Genomic DNA, 22267 nt, shown 5'->3' with positions numbered 1-22267 from the left:
CATGACCGACCTCGCCCGGGCCAGACGGTGGATCGCCCAGGACCCCGACCCCGACACGCGCGCGGAGCTGGCGGGACTGGTGGAGCGCGCCGGCCGGGGCGAGGCCGACGCGCTGGCCGACCTGGACTCCCGCTTCGGGGCCCGCCTGGAGTTCGGCACCGCCGGACTGCGCGGCGCCCTCGGCGCGGGCCCCAACCGGATGAACCGGGTGGTGGTCATGCGAGCCGCCGCGGGGATCGCCGCCTGGCTCGGCGCGGGCCCCGGGCACGTGGTCGTCGGCTACGACGCCCGGCACCGCTCGGCGGACTTCGCCCGCGACAGCGCCGCCGTCCTCACCGGCGCCGGGCACCGCGTGTCCCTCATGCCCGGACCGCTGCCCACCCCCGTCCTGGCCTTCGCCGTCCGCGACCTGGGCGCCGACGCCGGGATCATGGTCACCGCCAGCCACAACCCGCCCCGGGACAACGGTTACAAGGTCTACGCGGGGGCGGCCAAGGCGGGCGGCGCCGCCGACGCGGGAACCCAGATCGTCTCCCCGGCCGACGCCGAGATCTCCGCCGCCATCGACGCGGTGGGCCCGGTCGACGAACTGCCGCTGGGCGAGGGGTGGACGGTGCTGGGGGAGGAGGCGGTGGAGCGCTACCTGGACGCGGTCACCGCGCTGGTCCCGGGCGGGGACCGCGACCTGGCCACCACCTACACCGCCATGCACGGGGTGGGCGGCCGGGTGCTGCTGGCGGCGATGGAGCGGGCCGGGTTCCCCCGCCCGTCCGTGGTCGCCGCCCAGTTCGAGCCCGACCCCGACTTCCCGACCGTGGACTTCCCCAACCCGGAGGAGCCCGGCGCCATGGACATGGCGCTGGCCACCGGCGCCGCCGACCGCTCCGACCTGGTCATCGCCAACGACCCCGACGCCGACCGGCTCGCGCTCGCGGTCCCCGGGCACGGCCTGCTCACCGGCAACGAGGTGGGCGGACTGCTGGCCGAGTACGTGCTCGACCACACCAGCGGGTCCGACCGGGTGGTGGCCGCCTCGATCGTCTCCTCCAGCCTGCTCGGCAAGATCGCCCGCGACCGGGGCGTGCACTACGAGGAGACCCTCACCGGCTTCAAGTGGCTGGCGCGCGCGGGCGGCCCCGGGCAGCGGCGGGTCTTCGCGTTCGAGGAGGCGCTGGGCTACTGCGTGGGCGCCGACGGCGGCCGTCCGGTCGCGGACAAGGACGGGATCAGCGCGGCCCTGGTGGCCGCGGCGCTCGCCGCCCGGGCCAAGCGGGAGGGGGCGACCCTGCTCGACCTGCTCGACGACCAGGCGCGCCGGTACGGCCTGCACCTGAGCGACCAGCTGTCGGTGCGGGTGGAGGACCTGACGGTCATCTCCGCGGCGATGCGGCGGTTGCGCGCCGAACCGCCCGCCGCGTTCGGTCCCCTGCGGGTGGTGGGGGTGGACGACTTCGCCGCCGGACACGCGGGTCTGCCGCCGACGGACGCCCTGCGCTTCCGGTTGGAGGGCAGGGGACGTGTGACGCTCAGGCCCTCGGGGACCGAGCCCAAGCTGAAGGCCTACGTCGAGGTGGTGCTGGATGTGGACGGTGACGTGGCGGCCACCCGCGCACTGGGCTCGGACCTGCTCGCCGAGCTGATGGCCTCGGTCACCGCGGCTGTCGGGGGTTGAGGGCGCCGCTCAGTCGCCGTCGGAGGGTTCCACGACCGGCCGGTGCACGACCTCGTCGATGACGGTGAGCGTCTGGGTGGACGTCACACCGGGAAGCGACTGCAACCGGGTGAGGATCAGGTCGCGGAGCTGGTTGGTGTTGGCCACGCGGACGAGGAGGACGATGTCCGCCGAGCCCACGACGTACCAGCAGTACTCGATCTCCGGGTAGGAGGACAGGATCTCCCGGTTGGCGCGCCAGTCCGGCTGGCTGCCCGAGATGAGGACGAGCGCGGTGACGCCGAGCCCCATCTTGGAGTGGTCGGTCACCACGGAGTAGCCGCGGATGACGCCCTCGTCGGTGAGCCGCTTGATGCGGTTGTAGGCCGTCGCGCGGGACACGTTGGCCAGTGCGGCGATCTCGGTGATCCCGGTCCGCGCGTCCTTGGCGAGCGCGCTCAGGATCGTCTGGTCGGTCGTGTCCGGCCGCCGGCCGTTCCTCCGCTGGTCGCCCATGGCCATGTGCGTGCTCCTCGTGTGCTCTTGTTTCAGGACGAAGCCCCTCACTGTCGTCGTTGACCGGGGCTAACGAGTTACCAGGTAAACGTTGTTTCCGTCTATCGGAATCTCAGTCGGCGAGATGCGCGGCGTTCGGGCACCCCCTCCGGCCGCCGCGGGGCGGCGCCGGAGGAGGACGGGAGCGGGGACCCTGGCGCGGGGTCCGACGGGCGGGGGAGGCGCGTCGGGAGTCCGACTGTACTCGTGGTCGACGCTGTCGGTGGATGGGGTGGTTTCCCGGACCGGCGGCGCCTACACCACGCGGCCCGGAACACGACAGAACTTCTTGCCGCGGGGTTCCGTGGGGTCCAAGTGTCGGGAAATCGGGGGGTTTCGTTGACCGGATGACCGGTGCCTCGAACGTATGCGCTCGACGCCGGGAAGTGCGCCCGCCGCGGCCGATCGCGGCTGTTCCGTGACCGTGGACCCCCCTCCCGGCGACGCCGCGTGCGCTCCCGGTCGCGGCTCGCGCTCCCCCGGGGCCCGAGGGCGTTCGTGGGGTGTACAGGCCCGTGTGTCGTTTTCTCGGGTGGAACGGGGTTCGAGCCGGACTCCGGAGAACCATATGGCGAATTTCGTTCCCGTATGTATCAAGTAGCGGCGGATATCTAGCGAAAGTGTCGAGTCTTCCGGAGAATCTGTGTGCAGGACAGACACCACCCGGAGCCCGGACCGCGCCACCGCGTCGGACAGGGCCACGTTGGGAGCCGCTCGACATGCCCGCCAGCCGCCCGCCCTCGCCCCAGGACCCGCTGCGCGCAAGGCCCGGGGCCGCCGCCCCCGACGGAGGCGCCGTGCGTCCGGACCCCGCACCCCACGAGTCGGCGGACCGGGGCGCCATCACCGTGGGCCACCTGCCGCCCGACCTCACCCGCGCCCTCTACCGCCACATGAGGACCGCGCGCGACCTGGACACCGAGGCCATCGCCCTCCAGCGCCAGGGCGTCTTCCCCGCCTACGTGTCCGTGCGCGGCCAGGAGGCCGCCCAGGTCGCCAGCGCCTCGGCCCTGGACCCCGCGCGCGACTTCGTCTTCCCCACCTACCGGGAGATGGCCTCCGCCCTGGCCTACGGGGTGGAGATGGTCGGCTACATGGCCACCCACCGCGCCCTGTGGCACGGCGGCCTCTACGACGTCGCGGCCTCGCGGTTCGGCGCCGTCAACGCCGTGGTCGGCGGCCCCGTCCCGCACGCGGTCGGCTGGGCCGTGGGCGAGCGGCTGCGCGGCGACGACGGTGTGGCCCTGGCCTACTTCGGCGACGGCGCCAGCTCCGAGGGCGACGTCCACGAGGCCATGAACTTCGCCGGGGTCTTCGGCGCCCCCGTGGTCTTCTTCTGCCAGAACAACCAGTGGGCGCTGTCGGTGCCCAACCACCGCCAGGTCGCGGGCGGCTCGGTCAGCGCGCGCGCCGAGGGCTACGGCATGCCCGGCGTGCTGGTGGACGGCAACGACGCGGGCGCGGTCCACGAGGCCACCGCCGAGGCCGTCGCCCGGGCCCGCCGCGGCGAGGGGCCCACCCTCATCGAGGCGCTCACCTACCGCGTGGAGCCGCACTCCACCTCCGACGACCCCGGCCGCTACCGCGACGACGCCGAGGCCCAGCGCTGGCGCGAGCGCGACCCCGTCACCCTGCTGCGCGAGGCCCTGCTCGCCGCCGGGCACGCCGACGAGGGCGAACTCGCCCGGGTCGACGCCGAGGCCCGCCGGGAGGCCGAGCGCATCCGCGACGGCGTGGCCACCGCGCCCGAACCGGACGGATCGGAGCTGTTCACCCACGTCTTCCGGGAGACCACCGAGGAGCTGACCCGGCAGCGCCGCACCTGGCAGGAAGAGGTCGAGCTGTGACCGAGCTGATCGAACGCGCCGACACCGCCGCCGAGGCCCCCGCGGTCGAGCTGTCCATGCAGCAGGCCATCAACCGCGCCCTGCGCGACCTGCTCGCCGAGGACCCCGACGTGCTGGTCTTCGGCGAGGACGTGGGCGCCCTGGGCGGGGTCTTCCGCGTCACCGACGGGCTCCAGAAGGAGTTCGGGGACACGCGTGTCTTCGACACCCCGCTGGCCGAGTCCGCCATCATGGGCATGGCGGTCGGCCTGGCCATGAACGGCTGGCGGCCCGTCCCCGAGCTCCAGTTCGACGGTTTCGCCTACCCCGCGATCGACCAGATCGTCAACCAGGTGGCGCGCATGAACTACCGCACCCGCGGCGCGACCCCCATGCCGATCACCCTGCGCCTGCCCTCCTTCGGCGGCATCCAGGCGCCCGAGCACCACGGCGAGAGCCTGGAGGCGCTCTTCGCCCACACCCCCGGTCTCAAGGTCGCCGCGCCCTCGGACCCCGCCGACGCCTACAGCCTGCTGCTCCAGTCGGTGCGCTCCGACGACCCCGTCGTCTACATGGAGCCCAAGGCCCGCTACTGGGACCGCAGGCCCGTGCGGCTGCGCGAGCCCAGCGAGCCCATCGGCACCAGCCGCATCGTGCGCCCTGGCAGGCACGCCACCCTCATCGCCTGGGGCGCCATGGTGCACCGCTGCGTCCAGGTGGCCGACCTGGCCGCGGAGGACGGCGTGGACCTGGAGGTGCTGGACCTGCGCTGGCTCAAGCCCCTGGACGCCGCCGGGATGGCCGCCTCGGTCGCGCGCACCGGACGGGCCGTGGTCGTGCACGAGGCGCCGCTGACCGCCGGGCTCGGCGCGGAGGTGGCCGCCCTGGTCACCGAGCGCTGCTTCCGCGACCTGTCCGCCCCCGTCCAGCGCGTCACCGGGTTCGACGTGCCCTACCCCGCGGGCCCCCTGGAGCCGCAGTACCTGCCGACCATCGACCGCGTCCTGCTCGCGGTGCAACGGACCCTGGAGTACTAGAGCGACCATGGCAGAAGACAACATCACCTTCTCCCTTCCCGACCTGGGCGAGGGGCTGGTCGAGGCGACCGTCCTGGAGTGGCAGGTCGCCGTGGGCGAGGAGATCGAGCGCAACGCCCCCCTGGTGGAGGTGGAGACCACCAAGTCCGCGGTGGTCATCCCCTCGCCCCAGGCGGGCCGGATCGTCCAGCTGCACGCCGAGGAGGACCAGGTGGTCCCGGTCGGCGCGCCCCTGGTGACCTTCGCGGTCCAGTCCTCCGGCGACGCGCCGCGGGCGGGCATCGTGGGCCGCGTCCCCGACGAGCAGGCCCGGCCCGCCCGCCGGGTCCGGCTCAGGCCCCCCACGGACTGACGGCGGCCGACCGCGGGGCCCGTTCGGAGGAAGACACGAACGGCGGCGCCTCCGGGCGCGCGCCATTCGGAGGAAAATCCGGCCGGGCCCCGCGTTTTCCCTTTTCTTTTCGAAAAAATGGTGGGTGGTTTTCATGTCCGTGAATCTCGCCGGCGGCGTGACAATGCGTTATGCGGATTTGCGCCCGCAGGCTCAGGAGGGCGGGGTCCCCGTACTCCTCCTGCACGGTTTCGGCACCGACTTCGGCATGAATTGGCGGGCCGCCGGGTGGACGCGGGCCCTGGAGTCGGCTGGGCTACGGGTGATCGGGCCGGATCTGCGCGGTCACGGAAACAGTGACAAACCGACCGACAGCGCTTTCTACCTGCCCGGACACTTCGTCGCCGACCTCGTCTCCATGCTCGACGAGTTGGCGGTGGACAAGGTCGACGTGGTCGGTTACTCCATGGGTTCGCGCCTGGCCTGGGAACTCGCGTTGACCGCTCCCGAACGCGTCAGGCGGGTGGTTCTCGGCGGTTTCGGACCGAAAAACGCCTTCGCCGGAACGGACCTGTCCGACCCCGGTTCCGGGGACACGCCCTTCGACCACGTCTACCGGACGGTGGCCGCCCTGCCCTCCAACGACCCCGCCGCGCTGGCCGCCTGCGCGCGCGGCCAGGCCTCGCGCCCCTTCGCCGCGGAGCCCCCGCTCAGCGGGCTTCCGGTGCTGCTGGTCTCGGGCGCCCGGGACCCGCTCGCCGAGGGCGCCGCGGCCCTGGCCGAGCGCTGCGGCGGCACGCACGTGGAGATCCCCGGGCGCGACCACGCCAACGCCGTCTCCTCCCGGCACTTCCGGCAGGCCGTGCTGGACTTCCTGGCCGACTGACGCCGGGCGGAGCCCCGCAGCTCCCGCCGCCCGGCGCGGTTAGTCCGGTCTAGACCGGCCCCCTCCGACGTGCCGCTGTGACAACCGGTGAAGGGGGCGAAGCCATGCGTGGTAATGCCGTGTCGGGGCGGGGAACGGCTTCCCCGCAACACAATCCCGAAACACCGCCGACCGCTTCGGGCGCACGCTTGTCGACTTTCGGGTAAGGGCCCGTGTCGCTACGCTCTCGCCTTCATAACAACTCCGCCCGTTGGTTAGATGTACTTTCGGCCACCGGATATCGTCCGGCTGCAGAACTCAGGTCGGTCGCGAGCGAATGCTGGCCGCTGAGAGGGCGTAAGAGGAGTGAGAAGTGAAGCGCAGCAACACAGTCAGGTTCGCCGCGGCCGCGGCGGCCGGTGTGCTCGCCCTCACCGCGTGTGACAGCGCGGCCGAAGAGGGCGGCGGCGAGGGCGGCGGCGAGGAGTCCGCCTCCGAGCTCCAGGTCGGCCTGGCCTACGACGTCGGCGGTCGCGGCGACCGCTCCTTCAACGACTCGGCCTACCGGGGACTGGAGCGGGCGGCCGAGGAGCTCGGCGTCGAGGTCAACGACTTCGAGCCCAGCGACGGCGAGGCCGAGTCCGCCAAGGAGGACCGCCTGGCCACGATGGCCGAGGAGGGCTACGACGTCGTCATCGCCGTCGGGTTCGCCTACGACGGCGCCGTGCGCGCGGTCGCGCCGGAGTACCCGGACGTCCACTTCGCCATCGTGGACTCCGAGATCGCCGACATCGACAACGTCACCAGCCTGGTCTTCGCCGAGGAGCAGGCCTCCTTCCTGGCCGGCGCCGCCGCGGCGCTGACCACCGAGGAGGACCACGTCGGCTTCGTCGGCGGCGTCGAGACCCCGCTGATCCACAAGTTCGAGGCCGGTTACGCCGCGGGCGTGGAGCACGTCAACGAGGACATCACCGTCGAGGTCGACTACCTGAGCCAGCCGCCGGACTTCAGCGGCTTCAGCGACCCCGCCAAGGGCCGTGAGACCGCCCAGGCCCAGTACGACCGCGGCGCGGACGTGATCTACCACGCCGCCGGCGCGTCGGGCAACGGCGTCCTGGAGTCGGCCGTGGCCAACGACTTCACCTTCATCGGCGTCGACAGCGACCAGTACGAGAACGCCGCCGAGGACCAGAAGCCGCACGTGCTCACCTCCGCCATCAAGCAGGTGGACGTGGCCGTGTTCGAGCTGATCTCCGCCGCCACCGAGGGAGGGGTCGAGGGCGGCATCCAGCGCTTCGAGCTCGCCGACGGCGGCGTGGACTACACCACCTCCAACGAGGAGGCGATCAGCCCCGTCCAGGAGCAGCTGGACGAGATCAAGCAGCAGATCATCGACGGCGAGATCGAGGTCCCGACCGAGCCGTAGACCGCGCCACGCGCGACCGTCGTCGCGGGGGCGCCCGCGGCGGCCAGCATCCACGGGCGGCAGCGACCGGGGTAGATCCCCGGTCGGTGCCGCCCCGGTTGCCGTTCGGCGGCGGGGCGTCCGGCAGCGGCCGCGACCCGGCCGGTTCCGCGGCGCCACACCGCACATTCCACGAGGAGACTGATGAGCAGCACGCCATCGGGCGAGGGGGCCCTGGCGCCCCCCGCCGTTGAGCTGCGCGGGATCACCAAGCGTTTTCCCGGCGTCGTGGCCAACCACGACATCGACATCACCGTGGCTCCCGGTACCGTGCACGCCATCGTCGGCGAGAACGGTGCGGGCAAGTCCACGCTGATGAAGACCCTGTACGGCATGCACCGGCCGGACGAGGGACACATCTACGTCCAGGGCCGAGAGGTGCGCTTCGGCTCGCCCTCCGACGCCATCCGCAACGGCATCGGCATGGTGCACCAGCACTTCATGCTCGCCGACAACCTCACCGTGCTGGAGAACGTGGTCCTGGGCGCCGAGCGCCGCCACGGCATCGGCAACCGCGCCCGCGCGCGCATCCGCGAGCTGTCCGCCCAGTACGGCCTGGGGGTCGACCCCGACCGCCTCATGGAGGAACTGGGCGTGGGCGACCGCCAGCGCGTGGAGATCCTCAAGGTCCTCTACCGCGGCGCGCGGACCATCATCCTCGACGAGCCCACCGCCGTCCTGGTCCCGCAGGAGGTCGACGAGCTCTTCGACAACCTGCGCGAGCTCAAGCGCGAGGGCCTGACCGTCATCTTCATCTCCCACAAGCTGGACGAGGTGCTCTCCGTCGCCGACGAGATCACCGTGATCCGCCGCGGCACCACCGTGGCCACCGCGGACCCGGGCACCACCACCGCCCGGGACCTGGCCACGCTCATGGTCGGCGGCGAGCTGCCCGTGCCCGAGCTGCGCGAGTCCACCGTCACCGACCACGTCGTGCTGTCCCTGGACGGGGTCACCGTGCACTCCGCCGACGGCCGCGCCGTCGTGGACGGGGTGAGCGTCGACATCCGCCGGGGCGAGATCGTCGGCATCGCCGGTGTCGAGGGCAACGGCCAGTCCGAGCTCATCGAGGCCATCATGGGCATGCGCCCGCTGGCCGCCGGGAGCATCCGCCTGGAGGAGCAGGACATCACCGGCTGGCCCACTCTCAGGATCCGCGAGGCGGGTGTGGGCTACATCCCCGAGGACCGCCACCGGCACGGCGTGCTGCTGGAGTCCCCCCTGTGGGAGAACCGCATCCTCGGCCACCAGACCAAGGAGCCCAGCGTCCGCGGCCCCTGGATCAACCGGACCGGCGCGCGTGCCGACTCCGAGCGCATCGTCGCCGAGTACGACGTGCGCACCCCGGGGATCGACGTCATCGCCGACGCCCTGTCCGGCGGCAACCAGCAGAAGTTCATCATCGGTCGGGAGATGAGCGGCTCCCCGCGCTTCCTGGTCGCCGCCCACCCCACCCGGGGCGTGGACGTGGGCGCCCAGGCCGCCATCTGGGAGCAGCTGCGCGACGCCCGTGCCGCGGGCCTGGCCGTGCTTCTGGTCTCCGCCGACCTGGACGAGCTGATCGGCATGTCCGACACCCTCCACGTCATCCTGCGCGGCCGACTGGTCGCGCAGGCCGACCCGACCACCGTCACACCCGAACAGCTGGGCTCGGCCATGACCGGCGCCGGACTGCACCGGGCCGACCAGAGCACGGAAGGCGACAGCGGTGCCGACCGAAACGGAAGCGAGGGCGGCGCATGAGTAGGATCCCCCGTCCCGCGAGGACCCTGCCCGCACCCGCGGCCGCGGGCGTCGCGATCGCCCTGGGCGTGGTGCTGACCATCGCCCTGGACACGGCGCTGCTGTGGTGGGCGGCGCTGATCATCGGCGTCGTCGCGGCCTTCGCCTTCGTGGCCTGGTCCGGGCCCATGGTGCCGCGCGAGCGCCGCGCGGGCGCGGACGGCGCCCGCGAGGAGGGCACGGTCCTGCACAACACGCTGGTGGTGCCCACCGCCCTCGTGCTGTCGGTGGCCGCCGGTCTGCTGACCGCGTGGTTCCTGGACCTGTCCCTGATCGAGCCGGTGGCCGCCGCGCTGGGCGCGCTGGCCGGCTCCGCCGCGGCCTTCTGGCTGTTCCACCGGCTGTCGGCCATGCTGGCGCTGTCCTTCGCCGCGGTCCTGGCCGCCGGGGTCATCGCGACCGCGGTCACCGCGGCCGTGCTGTTCTTCAGCGGCATCCCGCCGCTGGCCACGTTCGAGCGGATGCTGGAGTACGGCACCCGGCCCGACAGCCTGGTGCGCATCGTCAACGACGGCACCACGTACTACCTGGCCGCGGTCGCGGTGGCGATCGGCTTCAAGATGAAGCTGTTCAACATCGGCGTGGACGGCCAGTACCGGCTCGCCGCGCTGCTGTCGGCCGCCGTGGGCGGTTACATCATGCTGCCGCCGGTACTCAGCCAGATCGTCATCGTCATCACGGCCGTGGCCGTGGGCGGCGTGTGGGCGGGCATCGCCGGGTACCTCAAGGTGACCCGCGGCGTGTCCGAGGTGATCTCCACGATCATGCTCAACTCCATCGCCACCGGTGTCACCGCCTACCTGCTGAGCACCGACCGCCTCGCGGTGGAGATCAGCACCAACAACATCGGCACCCCGCCGATGCCCGAGTCCTCCTGGGTGCCCGGCATCCCGGCGGGCTTCCTCGGCTCGGACGAGACGATCTTCGGGTTCGTGCTCCTGGCCGTGGCCGTCGGCATCGGCTACTGGGTGATGCTCAACCGCACCCGCTTCGGCTTCGAACTGCGGGCCACCGGCCAGTCGCAGACCGCGGCCGAGGCCAGCGGCGTCAACGTCAAGAAGATGGTGTTCCTGTCCATGCTCTTCTCGGGCATGGTCGCCGGTCTGGTGGGCCTGCCCCAGTTGCTGGGCAGCTCGCACCACTACGCCCTGGACTTCCCGACCGGCATCGGCTTCATCGGCATCGCCATCGCGCTGCTGGGTCGCAACCACCCCGTGGGCATCGTCTTCGCCGCCCTGTTCTGGGCCTTCCTGAACCAGGCGTCGGGCATCCTGCCCTTCGACGGCATCCCGCAGGAGATCGCGGTCATCTCGCAGGCCACCATCGTCCTCACCGTGGTCGTGGTCTACGAGGTCGTGCACCGCTGGGGCCGCCGCTACCAGCAGCAGCAGATCGGCAGGCAGCTCGGCACCACCGCCGAGTCGCCCGCCCCGGAGACGGTGAAGGTGTCCGCGGACGAGACGTCCCCGGCCCCCGCGGACGGTTCCACCGACGCGGGCACCGCCCCCGAACCCGAGGACAGGCGCGGAGGGGAGGCCAAGTGAGCCAGGAGATCAACGTGATGGAGCCGGTGGCCAAGCCCGCCGCCCGGCCCCGGGGATGGGCGCGCTGGCGCATCCTCACCCTGTTCGGCGCGGTGCTGGTGTCCCTGGCGGGACTGCGGGTCATCACCGGGCACGACATGCTCACCGACGCGGGCACCATCAGCACCACCATCACCTTCGCGGTGCCCATCGGGCTGGCCGCGCTGGGCGGTCTGTGGGCCGAACGCGCGGGCGTCATCAACATCGGCCTCGAGGGCATGATGATCCTGGGCACCTGGTTCGGCGCCTACTTCGCCTGGTCCACGGGCAACCCGTGGATCGGGCTGCTGGCGGGCGTGCTCGCCGGTATGGCGGGCGGGCTCCTGCACGCCGTGGCCACGGTGACCTTCGCGGTGGACCACATCGTCTCCGGCGTGGCGATCAACATCCTCATGCTCGGCGCGATGCGCTACCTGTCTATCCTGGTCTACTCCGACGTGCCCGGCGCGGGCGCGGCCCAGTCGCCCCCGGCGCCCTCGTTCCCGGTGTGGGACCTGCCCCTCGTGGCGCAGGCCCTCAGGCCGGTCGCCGACAGCGGGGTCTTCCTGGTCAGCGACCTGGCCTCGCTGGTGCTCGGCGCGACCACGAACATGCCCGCGCTGACGGTCGTCGCGATCCTGATGATCCCGCTGACCTACCTGGTGCTGTGGCGGACCACGTTCGGCCTGCGACTGCGCTCGGTGGGCGAGAACCCCGACGCCGCCGAGTCCCTGGGCGTGCCGGTGTACAGCCTCAAGTACGTCGCGGTGATCGTCTCCGGCGGCCTGGCGGGCATGGGCGGCGTGTTCCTGTCCGTGGTCGCCTCGCAGATCTACCAGGAGGGCCAGACCGGCGGCCGCGGCTACATCGGTCTGGCCGCGATGATCTTCGGCAACTGGCGACCGGGCGGCCTGGCCATGGGCGCGGGCCTGTTCGGCTACACCGACGCCCTCCAGGTGCGCGGCGGCGGCGCGGCGGTGCACGCCCTGCTGCTGCTCCTGGCCGTGGCGCTGGTGGGCGTGGCCGTGTGGCAGGTGCGCCGGGACCGCAAGGGCCTGGCCGCCTTCGGCGCGCTCACGGCGGTGCTGCTGTTCGTGTGGTACTTCTCCACCGACTCGCTGCCGCGCGAGCTGGCCACCTACAGCCCGCACATCGCCACCCTGCTGGTGCTCTCGCTGGCCTCGCAACGGCTCCGGCCACCGGCCGGGGTCGGCAAGCAGTGGAGGGCGAGCCGGTCATGACCGACGCACCACTGGACCCGGCGAGCGTGGACTGGGAGGCCCTGCGGGCCGCCGCCCGCGAGGCCATGGGCCGCGCCTACGCGCCCTACTCCCAGTACCCGGTGGGCGCGGCGGCGCTGGTCGACGACGGCCGCACCGTCAGCGGCTGCAACGTGGAGAACGCCTCCTACGGGCTCGGCCTGTGCGCCGAGTGCGGCCTGGTCAGCGCCCTGCACGCCTCCGGCGGGGGCCGTCTGACGGCCTTCAGCTGCGTGGACGGGCGGGGCGAGCTGCTCATGCCGTGCGGGCGCTGCCGCCAGCTCCTGTTCGAGCACGGCGGGCCGCAGCTGCTCGTGGACACCCCCGAGGGGGTCTGGACCATGGACCGGGTGCTGCCGCAGGCCTTCGGCCCGCACAGCCTGACGTGACCGGGGTCCTTCGTTAGCCGCGCCTCCCCGGGCGCCGCCCGCGCGGCGGCCTCCGGGGAGGCGCTTCTTCTTCCGCCAGTCGAGAGGAGATGACATGGACGTCATCGAGATCATCCGAGCCAAGCGCGACGGGGGAGAGCTGAGCCCCGGCCAGATCGACTGGGTGATCGACGCCTACACCCGCGGCGAGGTGGCCGAGGAGCAGATGTCGGCGCTGGCCATGGCGATCTTCCTGCGCGGGATGGACCGGGCCGAGGTGAGCCGCTGGACCGAGGCGATGCTGGCCTCGGGGGAGCGCCTGGACTTCTCCGACCTGGCGCGGCCCACCACCGACAAGCACTCCACGGGCGGGGTGGGCGACAAGATCACCCTGCCGCTCACACCCACCGTCGCGGCCTGCGGGGCGGCCGTGCCGCAGCTGTCGGGGCGCGGGCTCGGGCACACCGGCGGGACCCTGGACAAGCTGGAGTCGATCCCCGGGTGGCGGGCCTCGCTGTCCACCGGCGAGATGCGGGAGGTGCTGGACTCCACGGGCGGGGTGATCTGCGCGGCCGGGTCCGGGCTGGCCCCGGCCGACCGCAAGCTCTACGCCCTGCGCGACGTGACCGGCACGGTCGAGTCGATCCCGCTGATCGCCGCGTCCATCATGAGCAAGAAGCTCGCCGAGGGCACCGGCGCGCTGGTCCTGGACGTCAAGGTGGGTTCGGGGGCGTTCATGAAGGACGCCGACTCCGCGCGCGAGCTGGCCCGCACGATGGTCGACATCGGAAACGACCACGGCGTGCGCACGGTCGCGCTGCTCACCGACATGTCGGTCCCGCTGGGCAGGCAGGTGGGCAACGCCCTGGAGGTGGCCGAGTCCGTGGAGGTGCTGTCGGGCGGCGGGCCCGCGGACGTGGTGGAGCTGACCGTGGCCCTGGCCCGGGAGATGCTGGCCGCGGCCGGGCTCGTCCCCGGTGAGGGCGGGGTCAAGGACCCGGCCGAGGCGCTGCGGGACGGCAGCGCGCTGGAGTCGTGGAAGCGGCTGGTCCGGGCACAGGGCGGGGACCCGGACGCGCCGCTGCCGGTGGCCGCCGAGCGCCGGGTGGTGCTCGCTCCGGCCTCGGGGACGGTGACCCGGCTGGACGCCTACCAGGTGGGGCTGGCCGCGTGGCGGCTGGGCGCGGGCCGGGCGCGCAAGGAGGACGCGGTGTCGTTCGGGGCGGGGGTGACCCTGCACGCCAAGCCGGGGGAGTCCGTGCAGGCCGGGGAGCCGCTGTTCACGCTGCACGCGGACGAGGCGGAGCGGTTCGAGCGGGCGGCCGAGGCGCTGGAGGGCGCCTTCGACATCGAGCCGGAGGGCGGGGCGGGCTACGAGGCCCGGCCGCTGGTGATCGACCGGATCGCCTGACCCCGGAGCCTGCCGCTCCACGATCGCGGGGCGGCGACCGGACCTCCGGTCGCCGCCCCGCGGCTGGACGGGGCTCCCCCTGCCCCGCGCGGATCAGTTCGGCATCGGCATGGGCTGGGGCGCGCTGCCCGCGGGCATCATGACGTAGGCCACGACCGCCAGCAGCACCAGCAGCAGGCTCACGATCAGCACGGAGGCGGCCAGCCACCGCGCCCAGGGCCGGGTCCGGAAACCCGCCAGGGCCAGCGCGAGCCCCGCCAGGATCGCCGTCAGCGCGGCCAGGCCGCCGCCGATGAGCAGTTGCACGGAGAACTGCGACACCTGGTCCACGGGCACCGGCTGGTCGCCGATGAGCACCACCGTGGTGAAGAGCTGGACCAGTTGGCTCGACAGCACCGTCACGGCGAGCAGGAACAGCGCGGTCAGGGCGAAGGTCTCCGCGCCCAGAGCACCGCTGGGCCGGTCGGTGCGCTCCGGGGCGGCCACCCCGGAGTCCGGTTCCAGCAGGGGCTCCTCCACCATGGCGGGCTCCTGCGCGGGCACCCCGGTCCCGGTGGCCGAGTCGGCCCCGGGCTCCGGCTCGCGGCCGGGGTCCCGTGCGGGCCCCCGGGTGGGATCGGTCGGGTCGTTGCCTTCCGCTGATGTACTCACGCGGTCAACCTACCCGCCGAAGTACCAAGGGAGTTTCTACGAAACCCCTGTTCAGGACCCGGACGGCAGGGTGACGAAGGTCAGCACCGAGACCACGACCAGCAGCGTGCCCACGATCACGGCCGCGGCGGCGCCCCAGCGGCTCCACGCCCGCGTGGCCGCGCCGCCCCGCAGCAGCGACAGGGCCCCGGCGAGCACGGTCAGCGCGCTCAGCCCGCCCGCGACCATCACCTCGGCCGCGAGCGCGCTCGCCTCCCCGGCGCTGGTGTCGGTGGGGACCCGGCCCACGAAGAAGAAGCCGAAGAGTTCGAAGAGCCGGGTGTTCAGCGCGGTGAGGACGAACAGCATCAGGGCGATGACGCTGAAGGTCTCGGCGGCGAACAGGCCGCTGGGGGAGCGGGCCGGCGCGCCCGCGATGAAGGCGCCGCTGGCGTCGGCCTCCTGACGCGCCCCCGGGGTCCCGGCCTCCCCGCACGTTCCGGCGCTCCCGGCGGCACCGGTGCTCCCGGGCTCCGGGGTCTCCGCCGCCTCCGTCGTCTCCGCCGCCTCCGCCGTCCCCTCGGGGGAGGCGGCGTCGTCGGCGGGGTTGGTGTCTTCTCGCGAGGTGTTCACGGCGCCAAACTACCGCGCGCCTCCCCCCGCTCCGAGGGGGAGTAACGCACGCTCCGTGGCCGGTTCCGGCCATACCGCGCCCACCTCACCGTGTCCGCTCGGACCCGTCCGTCCCGTACGGAAAAACAAGCACGTGTGCTTGTTTTTCCGTGTGATCGGTGTCACCCTCGTGTCCATGACCGCTGCTGCCACCCCGGCGCCCCCGCTGCTGGTCGCGAACGCCTCCGGTTTCTACGGGGACCGCTTCGCCGCCGTCCACGAGATGCTCACCGAGGGGCGCGTGGACGTCCTCACCGGCGACTACCTGGCCGAGCTCACCATGGCCATCCTCGGCCGCGACCAGCTCGGCGACCCCGGCCGCGGCTACGCCCGGACCTTCCTGAGCCAGATGCGCGAGACCCTGGCGCTGGTCATGGAACGCGGCACCAGGGTGGTCACCAACGCGGGCGGCCTCAACCCGCGCGGCCTCGCCGACCGGCTCACCGAACTCGCCGACGGGCTCGGCCTCGAACCCCGCATCGCCTGCGTCACCGGCGACGACCTCATCGACCGCGCCGAGGAACTCGACCTGGGCACCCCCCTGACCGCCAACGCCTACCTGGGCGCCTTCGGCATCGCCGCCTGCCTGGAGGCGGGCGCCGACATCGTCGTCACCGGCCGCGTCACCGACGCCTCCCTGGCCGTGGGCCCGGCCGCCGCCCACTTCGGCTGGACCCCCGGGGACCTGGACGCCCTGGCCGGGGCCACCGTCGCCGGGCACGTCATCGAGTGCGGGACCCAGGCCACCGGCGGCAACTACGCCCTGGCCGCCGAACTCCTGCGCGAGGGCCGCGACCTGGACCGGCCCGGCTTCCCCCTCGCCGAGATCCACGCCGACGGCAGCGCGGTCATCACCAAGCACCCCGGCACCGGCGGCGCCGTCACCACCGGGACCGTCACCGCCCAGCTCGTCTACGAGGTCGCCGGAGCCCGCTACCCCGGCCCCGACGTCACCGCCCGCCTGGACACCGTGCGCCTCACCAGGCAGGGGCCCGACCGCGTCCTGCTCAGCGGAACCCGCGGCGAGGAACCTCCCCCCGACCTCAAGGTCGGACTGACCAGCCTCACGGGCTTTCGCAACGAGGTCGAGTTCCTGGTCACCGGCCTGGACGCCGGGGCCAAGGCCGCACAGGCCGAACGCCAGATGCGCGCAGCCCTCGCCGACCGCGCGCCCGACGACCTGCGCTTCACCCTCGTGCCAGCCCAGGACCCCCACGGCGACACCCAGGACGCGGCCACCGCACGCCTGCGGGTGGTCGCCCGCGACCACGACCCCGCGGTCGTGGGCCGCTCCTTCGGGGCGGCCGCCGTGGAGCTGGCCCTGGGCAGCTACGCCGGATTCCACCTCACCGCGCCGCCGCGCGAGGCCCGACCCGACGGGGTCGCCGCCACGCACGCGCTCGTGCCCGCCTCCGAGGTCGCCCACACCGCGATCCTGCCCGACGGCGCCAGGATGCCCGTCGCGCCCGCGCCCCGCACCCGGGCCCTGACCGGGGTCGCCGAGCCCCCGCTGCCCGAACCCCTGCCCCGAGGCCCCGCGCGCCCGGTCCCGCTCGGCCTGGTCCTGGGCGCGCGCAGCGGCGACAAGGGCGCCGACGCCAACCTGGGCGTGTGGGTGCGCGGAGAGACGGCGTGGCGGTGGCTGGCCACCACCCTGACCGCCGACCTGCTGCGCGAACTCCTGCCCGAGACCGCCGGACTGCGCGTCACCCGGCACCTGCTGCCCAACCTGCGGGCCGCCAACTTCTGGATCGAGGGCCTGCTCGCCCCCGGCACCGCGCGCCGCGAGGGCGTGGACCCCCAGGCCAAGGGGCTGGGCGAGTGGCTGCGCGCCCGCCGCGTCCCCGTCCCCGAGACCGTGTTGGCGGAGGTGGAGCAGCCGTGAGCGCGTCCAGGACCGGAAGCGTTCCCGTCCCCGAGGCACGGGAGGCGGGCCAGCCGTGAGCGTGCTCAGGAGCGGGCTCGACACCGCCTCACCCGCCTTCGCCGAGGCCCGCGAGGCGATGCTCGCCAAGCTCGCCGAGATCGACGCCGAGCACGCCGAGGCCCTGGCCGGGGGAGGGCGGCGCTACGTGGAGCGCCACCGCGCCCGGGGCGGCCTGCTGGCCCGCGAGAGGATCGAACTCCTCCTGGACGAGGGCAGCCCCTTCCTGGAGCTGTCGCCGCTCGCCGCCTGGGGCAGCGACTTCCACGTCGGCGCCAGCCTCGTCACCGGCGTGGGCTCGGTCTCCGGCGTGGAGTGCGTGCTGGTGGCCAACGACCCCACCGTGCGCGGCGGCTCCAGCAACCCGTGGACCCTGAAGAAGACCGCCCGGGCCGCCGAGATCGCCGAACGCAACCGGATGCCGCTGGTCAGCCTGGTGGAGTCCGGCGGCGCCGACCTGCCCACCCAGAAGGAGATCTTCATCCCGGGCGGTCGCGCCTTCCGCGACCTGACCCGCCTGTCCGCCGCCGGAATCCCCACCGTCGCGCTGGTCTTCGGCAACTCCACCGCCGGGGGCGCCTACATCCCCGGCATGAGCGACCACGTGGTCATGGTGCGCGAGCGCTCCAAGGTGTTCCTGGGCGGGCCGCCGCTGGTACGGGCGGCCACGGGTGAGGAGAGCGACGACGAGTCGCTGGGCGGGGCCCGCATGCACGCCGAGGTCTCCGGCCTGGCCGACCACCTGGCCGAGGACGAGCGCGACGCGATCCGTATCGGAAGGCGGATCGTGGCCCGCCTGGGACACACCAAGGCGGGGCCCGCCCCGCGCCCGTCGGCACCCGAACCCCTCTACCCGGCCGAGGACCTGCTCGGGATCATGCCGCCCGACCTGCGCGTGCCCGTGGACCCGCGCGAGATCATCGCCCGCCTCGTGGACGGCTCGGTGTTCGACGAGTTCAAGCCCTCCTACGGCGGCGGCCTGGTCACCGGCTGGGCCGACCTGCACGGCTACCCCGTCGGCGTGCTCGCCAACGACCACGGCGTGCTCTTCAGCGCCGAGGCCCAGAAGGCCGCCCAGTTCATCCAGCTCGCCAACCGCGCGCACACGCCGCTGGTGTTCCTGCACAACACCACCGGCTACATGGTCGGCCGCGAGTACGAGCAGGGCGGCATCATCAAGCACGGCTCGATGATGATCAACGCCGTCTCCAACAGCACCGTCCCCCACTTCTCGGTGCTCGTGGGCGCCTCCTACGGCGCGGGCCACTACGGGATGTGCGGGCGGGCCTACGACCCGCGCTTCCTGTTCGCCTGGCCCAGCGCCCGCTCCGCCGTCATGGGCCCCCGCCAGCTCGCCGAGGTGCTGTCCATCGTCGCCCGCCAGTCCGCGGCGGGGAAGGGGCAGCCCTACGACGAGGACCAGGACGCCGCCCTGCGGGAGATGGTGGAGCGCCAGGTCGAGGCCGAGTCACTGCCCCTGTTCCTGTCCGGGCGGGTCTACGACGACGGCGTCATCGACCCCCGCGACACCCGCACCGTCCTGGGCCTGTGCCTGTCCTACGCCCACAACGCCCCCGTCCGGGGCACCGACCGCTTCGGCGTCTTCCGAATGTGAGGAGACCGTGAACCACACGCCCTCCGCCGTCCCCTCCGGTGGTTCCGCCGAGGCGGGCGCCACGGCCCCCGGCCGACCCGCCCCGCCGCGCCCCGTCACCCGCCTCCTGGTCGCCAACCGGGGCGAGATCGCCCGCCGGATCCTGCGCACCTGCCGCTCCCTGGGCGTGGCCACCGTCGCCGTGCACGCCCCCGGCGAGGAGGACGCCGCGCACGTGGCCGAGGCCGACACCGCCGTGCGCCTGCCCCTGCCCCAGGGACGCGGCCCCGTGGACGCCTACCTCGACCCCGACGCCGTGGTGGCCGCCGCCCGCGCCTCCGGCGCCGACGCCGTCCACCCCGGCTACGGCTTCCTGTCCGAGAACCCCGCCCTGGCCCGCGCCGTCACCGGCGCCGGGCTGACCTGGATCGGCCCCCCGGCCGAGGCCGTCGAGAGCATGGGCGCCAAGACCCGGGCCAAACGCATCGCCCGGGACGCCGGGGTGCCCGTCGCCGACGCCCTGGACCCCGAGCGGGTGCGCCCCGAACACCTGCCCGTGCTGGTCAAGGCCGTCTCCGGCGGCGGCGGACGCGGCATGCGCGTGGTCCGCGACCTGGCCGACCTGCCCGCCGAGGCCGCCGCCGCCCGCGCCGAGGCGGCCTCGGCCTTCGGCGACCCGGCGGTGTTCTGCGAGCCCTACGTCCCCCACGGCCGCCACGTCGAGGTGCAGGTCCTGGCCGACACCCACGGCACCGTGTGGGCCCTGGGCGAACGCGACTGCTCCCTCCAGCGCCGCCACCAGAAGGTCGTCGAGGAGACGCCCGCCCCCGGCCTGCCCGACGACCTGCGCGAACGCCTGCACGAGGCCGCCCGCCGCCTGGCCCGCGCCATCGGCTACACCGGCGCCGGAACGGCCGAGTTCCTCGTCCCCGTGGGGGAGGAGGGCTTCGGCGAACCGGTCTTCCTGGAGATGAACACCCGGCTCCAGGTCGAACACCCCGTCACCGAGTGCGTCACCGGGCTGGACCTGGTCGAGTGGCAGATCCGCGTCGCCGAGGGCGAGGCCCTGCCCGGGGGCGGCCCGCCCGCGCCGCGCGGCCACGCCGTCCAGGCCCGCCTGTACGCCGAGGACCCCCGCGACGGCTGGCGGCCCCGCACCGGCGTCCTGCACGCCTTCGACGTCCCCGCCGACACCCGCTTCGCCGCGCCGCCCGCCTTCGGGGTGCGCCTGGACAGCGGCGTCGAACCCGGCGACACCGTCGGCGCGGACTTCGACCCCCTGCTCGCCAAGGTCGTCGCCCACGGGCGCGACCGCCGCGACGCGCTGCGCCGCTTGGCCGCGGCCCTGGCCGCCGCGCGCGTGCACGGGGTGGGCACCAACCGCGACCTGCTCGTGCGGGCGCTGCGCCACCCCGCCTTCGCCGGGGCCGAGACCCGCCCCGAGGGGCTGCACACCGGCTACCTGGACGGCGACCGCCTCAGCGCACTCGTCCAGCCCCTGGCCGACCCTGCCACCGAACGCCTCGCCGCGCTGGCCGCGTCCCTGTCCGCCGCCGAGGCCGCCCGCGCCGACGCCGCCACCCCCGCCGGGATCCCCGCCAACTGGCGCGGCCTGCCCTCCCAGCCCTTCGTCCGCCAGCACGACGTCGACGGCGACGAGACGAGGAGGACCACCACCGCCTACCGCACCCTGAGGGGGTCCTACCTGACCGAACAGGCCGGTGTCCGCGTGCTCTCGGCCGCACCCGACCGGGTGGTCCTGGAGGCGGACGGCCTGCGCCGCGCCTTCGACGTCCACCGCCCCGCCGCGGGCGGCGACGTCCACGTCGACTCCCCCCTGGGGTCGGTCACCCTCACCCCCGTCGACCCCCTGCCCGAACCCGAGGCCGCGGTCGACCCCGGCGCCCTGCCCGCGCCCATGCCCGGCACGGTCACCGCCGTGGAGGTCGCCGTGGGCGAGCGGGTCGAACCCGGGCAGACCCTGCTGCGCATGGAAGCCATGAAGACGGAGCACCGCGTCACCGCCCCCGCCGCCGGTGCCGTCCGGGAGATCCCGGTCGCGGCGGGGCAGAGGGTGCCCGCCGGGGCGCCCCTCGCCGTCCTCGACTACGAAGGGGCCACGCCGTGACCGGTGCCATGACCTTCAACGAACCCGCCGAGCGGGTCGACCTGCGCTCCGCCGTGTCCGCGTTCGCCGCGGGGTACGGGTCCGAGTACTACCGGGCCCGCGCCAAGGAGGGCGCCTACCTCACCGAACTGTGGCGCGAGGCGGGCGGGCTCGGCTACCTCGGCGTCAACATCCCCGAGGAGTACGGGGGCGGGGGCGGCGGCATCGGCGACCTGGCCGCCGTCCTGGAGGAGCTCAGCGCGGCCGGGTGCCCCACCCTGATGATGGTGGTCTCCCCGGCCATCTGCGGCACCGTCCTGACCCGCTTCGGCACCCCCGAACAGCGCGCGCGCTGGCTGCCCGGCCTGGCCACGGGCGAGACCATCATGGCCTTCGCCATCACCGAGCCCGACGCCGGGTCCAACTCCCACCGCATCACCACCACCGCCCGGAGCGACGGCGGCGGCTGGGTGCTCAACGGCCGCAAGACCTTCATCTCCGGCGTGGACGTGGCCGACGCCGTCATGGTCGTCGGACGCGTCCAGGACGAGGACACCGGGCGCCTGTCCGCCGCGCTGTTCGCGGTGCCCACCGACGCCCCGGGGTTCGAGGCCCGCCGGATCGAGATGGACCTGGTCAGCCCCGACCACCAGTACCAGCTGTTCCTGGACGACGTGCGCCTGCCCGCCGACGCACTGGTCGGCGACCCCGGGGCCGGGCTCCTCCAGCTCTTCGCCGGACTCAACCCCGAGCGCATCATGGCCGCGTCCCTGGCCTCGGGCAGCGCCCGCCACGCCCTGGACAAGGCGGTGGCCTACGCCAGGGAGCGCACGGTCTGGCGCGACACCCCCATCGGCGCCCACCAGGGGCTGGCCCACCCGCTGGCGCAGGTCAAGATCGAGCTGGAGCAGGCCCGCCTGATGACCCAGCACGCTGCGCTCCGCTACGATTCCGGCGACGACGCGGGGGCGGGGGAGGCGGCCAACATGGCCAAGTACGCCGCCGCGGAGGCGTGCGTGCGCGCGGTCGACCAGGCCGTGCAGACCCTGGGCGGCAACGGTCTGGCCAGCGAGTACGGGCTGGGGTCGGCGATCGCCGCCGCCCGCCTGGCGCGCATCGCGCCGGTGAGCCGGGAGATGGTGCTCAACTACGTGGCGCAGCAGTCCCTCGGCCTGCCCAGGTCGTACTGAGCGGTCGGCGCGCGGACACGGGCCGCCTCGGGGACGCG

General features: G+C 73.7%; 18 protein-coding genes. 15 read left to right on the top strand and 3 right to left on the bottom strand.

Annotated features, from left to right (window positions below):
- Nucleotide 1: 1 nt before the first annotated feature.
- The gene (locus NDAS_RS16025; RefSeq protein ID WP_013154258.1) at nucleotides 2–1672 is read left to right on the top strand and encodes a phospho-sugar mutase; all 1671 of its coding nucleotides are present in this window, start codon (nucleotides 2–4) and stop codon (nucleotides 1670–1672) included.
- 9 nt (nucleotides 1673–1681) lie between these two features.
- On the opposite strand, the gene NDAS_RS16020 is transcribed toward NDAS_RS16025, so the two are convergent.
- The gene (locus NDAS_RS16020) at nucleotides 1682–2173 is read right to left on the bottom strand and encodes an Lrp/AsnC family transcriptional regulator (protein WP_013154257.1); all 492 of its coding nucleotides are present in this window, start codon (nucleotides 2171–2173) and stop codon (nucleotides 1682–1684) included.
- An 881-nt stretch (nucleotides 2174–3054) separates the two neighbouring features.
- On the opposite strand from NDAS_RS16020, the gene NDAS_RS16015 reads away from it, so the two are divergent.
- The 10 genes from NDAS_RS16015 (at nucleotide 3055) to NDAS_RS15970 (ending at nucleotide 14112) form a co-directional block, all read left to right on the top strand.
- Nucleotides 3055–4053, top strand: coding sequence for a thiamine pyrophosphate-dependent dehydrogenase E1 component subunit alpha (locus NDAS_RS16015; protein ID WP_041553200.1), 999 nt, complete (start codon nucleotides 3055–3057; stop codon nucleotides 4051–4053).
- On the top strand, nucleotides 4050–5069 hold the full coding sequence (locus NDAS_RS16010; RefSeq protein WP_013154255.1) for an alpha-ketoacid dehydrogenase subunit beta: 1020 nt from the start codon (nucleotides 4050–4052) through the stop codon (nucleotides 5067–5069). Before NDAS_RS16015 ends, NDAS_RS16010 begins: the two co-directional genes overlap by 4 nt.
- Before the next feature lie 7 nt (nucleotides 5070–5076).
- Nucleotides 5077–5421, top strand: a complete 345-nt coding sequence (locus NDAS_RS16005; RefSeq protein ID WP_013154254.1) for a biotin/lipoyl-containing protein — start codon at nucleotides 5077–5079, stop codon at nucleotides 5419–5421.
- A gap of 163 nt (nucleotides 5422–5584) precedes the next feature.
- A complete protein-coding gene (locus NDAS_RS16000; protein WP_081461748.1) occupies nucleotides 5585–6286 on the top strand; it encodes an alpha/beta fold hydrolase in 702 nt (233 codons plus the stop codon).
- Between the two features lie 352 nt (nucleotides 6287–6638).
- Nucleotides 6639–7691: a BMP family lipoprotein gene (locus NDAS_RS15995; RefSeq protein WP_013154252.1), complete on the top strand. Its 1053-nt coding sequence runs from the start codon at nucleotides 6639–6641 to the stop codon at nucleotides 7689–7691.
- A gap of 183 nt (nucleotides 7692–7874) precedes the next feature.
- Nucleotides 7875–9473, top strand: coding sequence for an ABC transporter ATP-binding protein (locus NDAS_RS15990; RefSeq protein ID WP_013154251.1), 1599 nt, complete (start codon nucleotides 7875–7877; stop codon nucleotides 9471–9473).
- Complete coding sequence (locus NDAS_RS15985; protein WP_013154250.1) at nucleotides 9470–11056, top strand: ABC transporter permease; 1587 nt, start codon at nucleotides 9470–9472, stop codon at nucleotides 11054–11056. Before NDAS_RS15990 ends, NDAS_RS15985 begins: the two co-directional genes overlap by 4 nt.
- Complete coding sequence (locus NDAS_RS15980) at nucleotides 11053–12315, top strand: ABC transporter permease (protein ID WP_013154249.1); 1263 nt, start codon at nucleotides 11053–11055, stop codon at nucleotides 12313–12315. The genes NDAS_RS15985 and NDAS_RS15980 overlap by 4 nt, the downstream gene beginning before the upstream one ends.
- Nucleotides 12294–12722, top strand: coding sequence for a cytidine deaminase (locus NDAS_RS15975; protein WP_019609722.1), 429 nt, complete (start codon nucleotides 12294–12296; stop codon nucleotides 12720–12722). The genes NDAS_RS15980 and NDAS_RS15975 overlap by 22 nt, the downstream gene beginning before the upstream one ends.
- Nucleotides 12723–12816: 94 nt before the next feature.
- The gene (locus tag NDAS_RS15970; protein WP_013154247.1) at nucleotides 12817–14112 is read left to right on the top strand and encodes a thymidine phosphorylase; all 1296 of its coding nucleotides are present in this window, start codon (nucleotides 12817–12819) and stop codon (nucleotides 14110–14112) included.
- Between the two features lie 93 nt (nucleotides 14113–14205).
- On the opposite strand, the gene NDAS_RS15965 is transcribed toward NDAS_RS15970, so the two are convergent.
- Nucleotides 14206–14763, bottom strand: coding sequence for a hypothetical protein (locus NDAS_RS15965; RefSeq protein ID WP_232051684.1), 558 nt, complete (start codon nucleotides 14761–14763; stop codon nucleotides 14206–14208).
- Nucleotides 14764–14814: 51 nt separating this feature from the next.
- The gene (locus NDAS_RS15960; protein WP_013154245.1) at nucleotides 14815–15375 is read right to left on the bottom strand and encodes a hypothetical protein; all 561 of its coding nucleotides are present in this window, start codon (nucleotides 15373–15375) and stop codon (nucleotides 14815–14817) included.
- Between the two features lie 151 nt (nucleotides 15376–15526).
- Here NDAS_RS15960 and NDAS_RS15955 point away from each other — a divergent pair, with 151 nt between their 5' ends.
- Genes NDAS_RS15955 through NDAS_RS15940 form a run of 4 tightly spaced genes read left to right on the top strand, consistent with a single transcriptional unit; the run spans nucleotide 15527 to nucleotide 22229 of the window.
- Complete coding sequence (locus tag NDAS_RS15955) at nucleotides 15527–17299, top strand: acyclic terpene utilization AtuA family protein (RefSeq protein WP_041552810.1); 1773 nt, start codon at nucleotides 15527–15529, stop codon at nucleotides 17297–17299.
- Nucleotides 17300–17354: 55 nt separating this feature from the next.
- Nucleotides 17355–18953 carry an acyl-CoA carboxylase subunit beta gene (locus NDAS_RS15950; RefSeq protein ID WP_013154243.1) on the top strand — a complete coding sequence of 533 codons (1599 nt, stop codon included), beginning with the start codon at nucleotides 17355–17357 and terminating at the stop codon, nucleotides 18951–18953.
- A gap of 7 nt (nucleotides 18954–18960) precedes the next feature.
- Entirely contained in the window at nucleotides 18961–21060 is a 2100-nt protein-coding gene (locus NDAS_RS15945; protein ID WP_013154242.1) for an ATP-binding protein, read from the top strand.
- Nucleotides 21057–22229 (top strand): acyl-CoA dehydrogenase family protein, encoded by a 1173-nt coding sequence (locus tag NDAS_RS15940; RefSeq protein ID WP_041552809.1) that lies wholly within the window; start codon nucleotides 21057–21059, stop codon nucleotides 22227–22229. Before NDAS_RS15945 ends, NDAS_RS15940 begins: the two co-directional genes overlap by 4 nt.
- Nucleotides 22230–22267: the final 38 nt, after the last annotated feature.

The organism is Nocardiopsis dassonvillei subsp. dassonvillei DSM 43111 (genome assembly GCF_000092985.1).
Lineage (GTDB): Bacteria > Actinomycetota > Actinomycetes > Streptosporangiales > Streptosporangiaceae > Nocardiopsis > Nocardiopsis dassonvillei.
This window is presented reverse-complemented; position numbering and strand designations above follow the sequence as displayed.

Coding starts and splice junctions, on each gene's coding strand:
- NDAS_RS16025 (WP_013154258.1), top strand. CDS start 2: ATGACCGACCTCGCCCGGGCCAGACGGTGGATCGCCCAGGACCCCGAC.
- NDAS_RS15985 (WP_013154250.1), top strand. CDS start 9,470: ATGAGTAGGATCCCCCGTCCCGCGAGGACCCTGCCCGCACCCGCGGCC.
- NDAS_RS16005 (WP_013154254.1), top strand. CDS start 5,077: ATGGCAGAAGACAACATCACCTTCTCCCTTCCCGACCTGGGCGAGGGG.
- NDAS_RS15970 (WP_013154247.1), top strand. CDS start 12,817: ATGGACGTCATCGAGATCATCCGAGCCAAGCGCGACGGGGGAGAGCTG.
- NDAS_RS15990 (WP_013154251.1), top strand. CDS start 7,875: ATGAGCAGCACGCCATCGGGCGAGGGGGCCCTGGCGCCCCCCGCCGTT.
- NDAS_RS16020 (WP_013154257.1), bottom strand. CDS start 2,173: ATGGCCATGGGCGACCAGCGGAGGAACGGCCGGCGGCCGGACACGACC.
- NDAS_RS16000 (WP_081461748.1), top strand. CDS start 5,585: ATGCGTTATGCGGATTTGCGCCCGCAGGCTCAGGAGGGCGGGGTCCCC.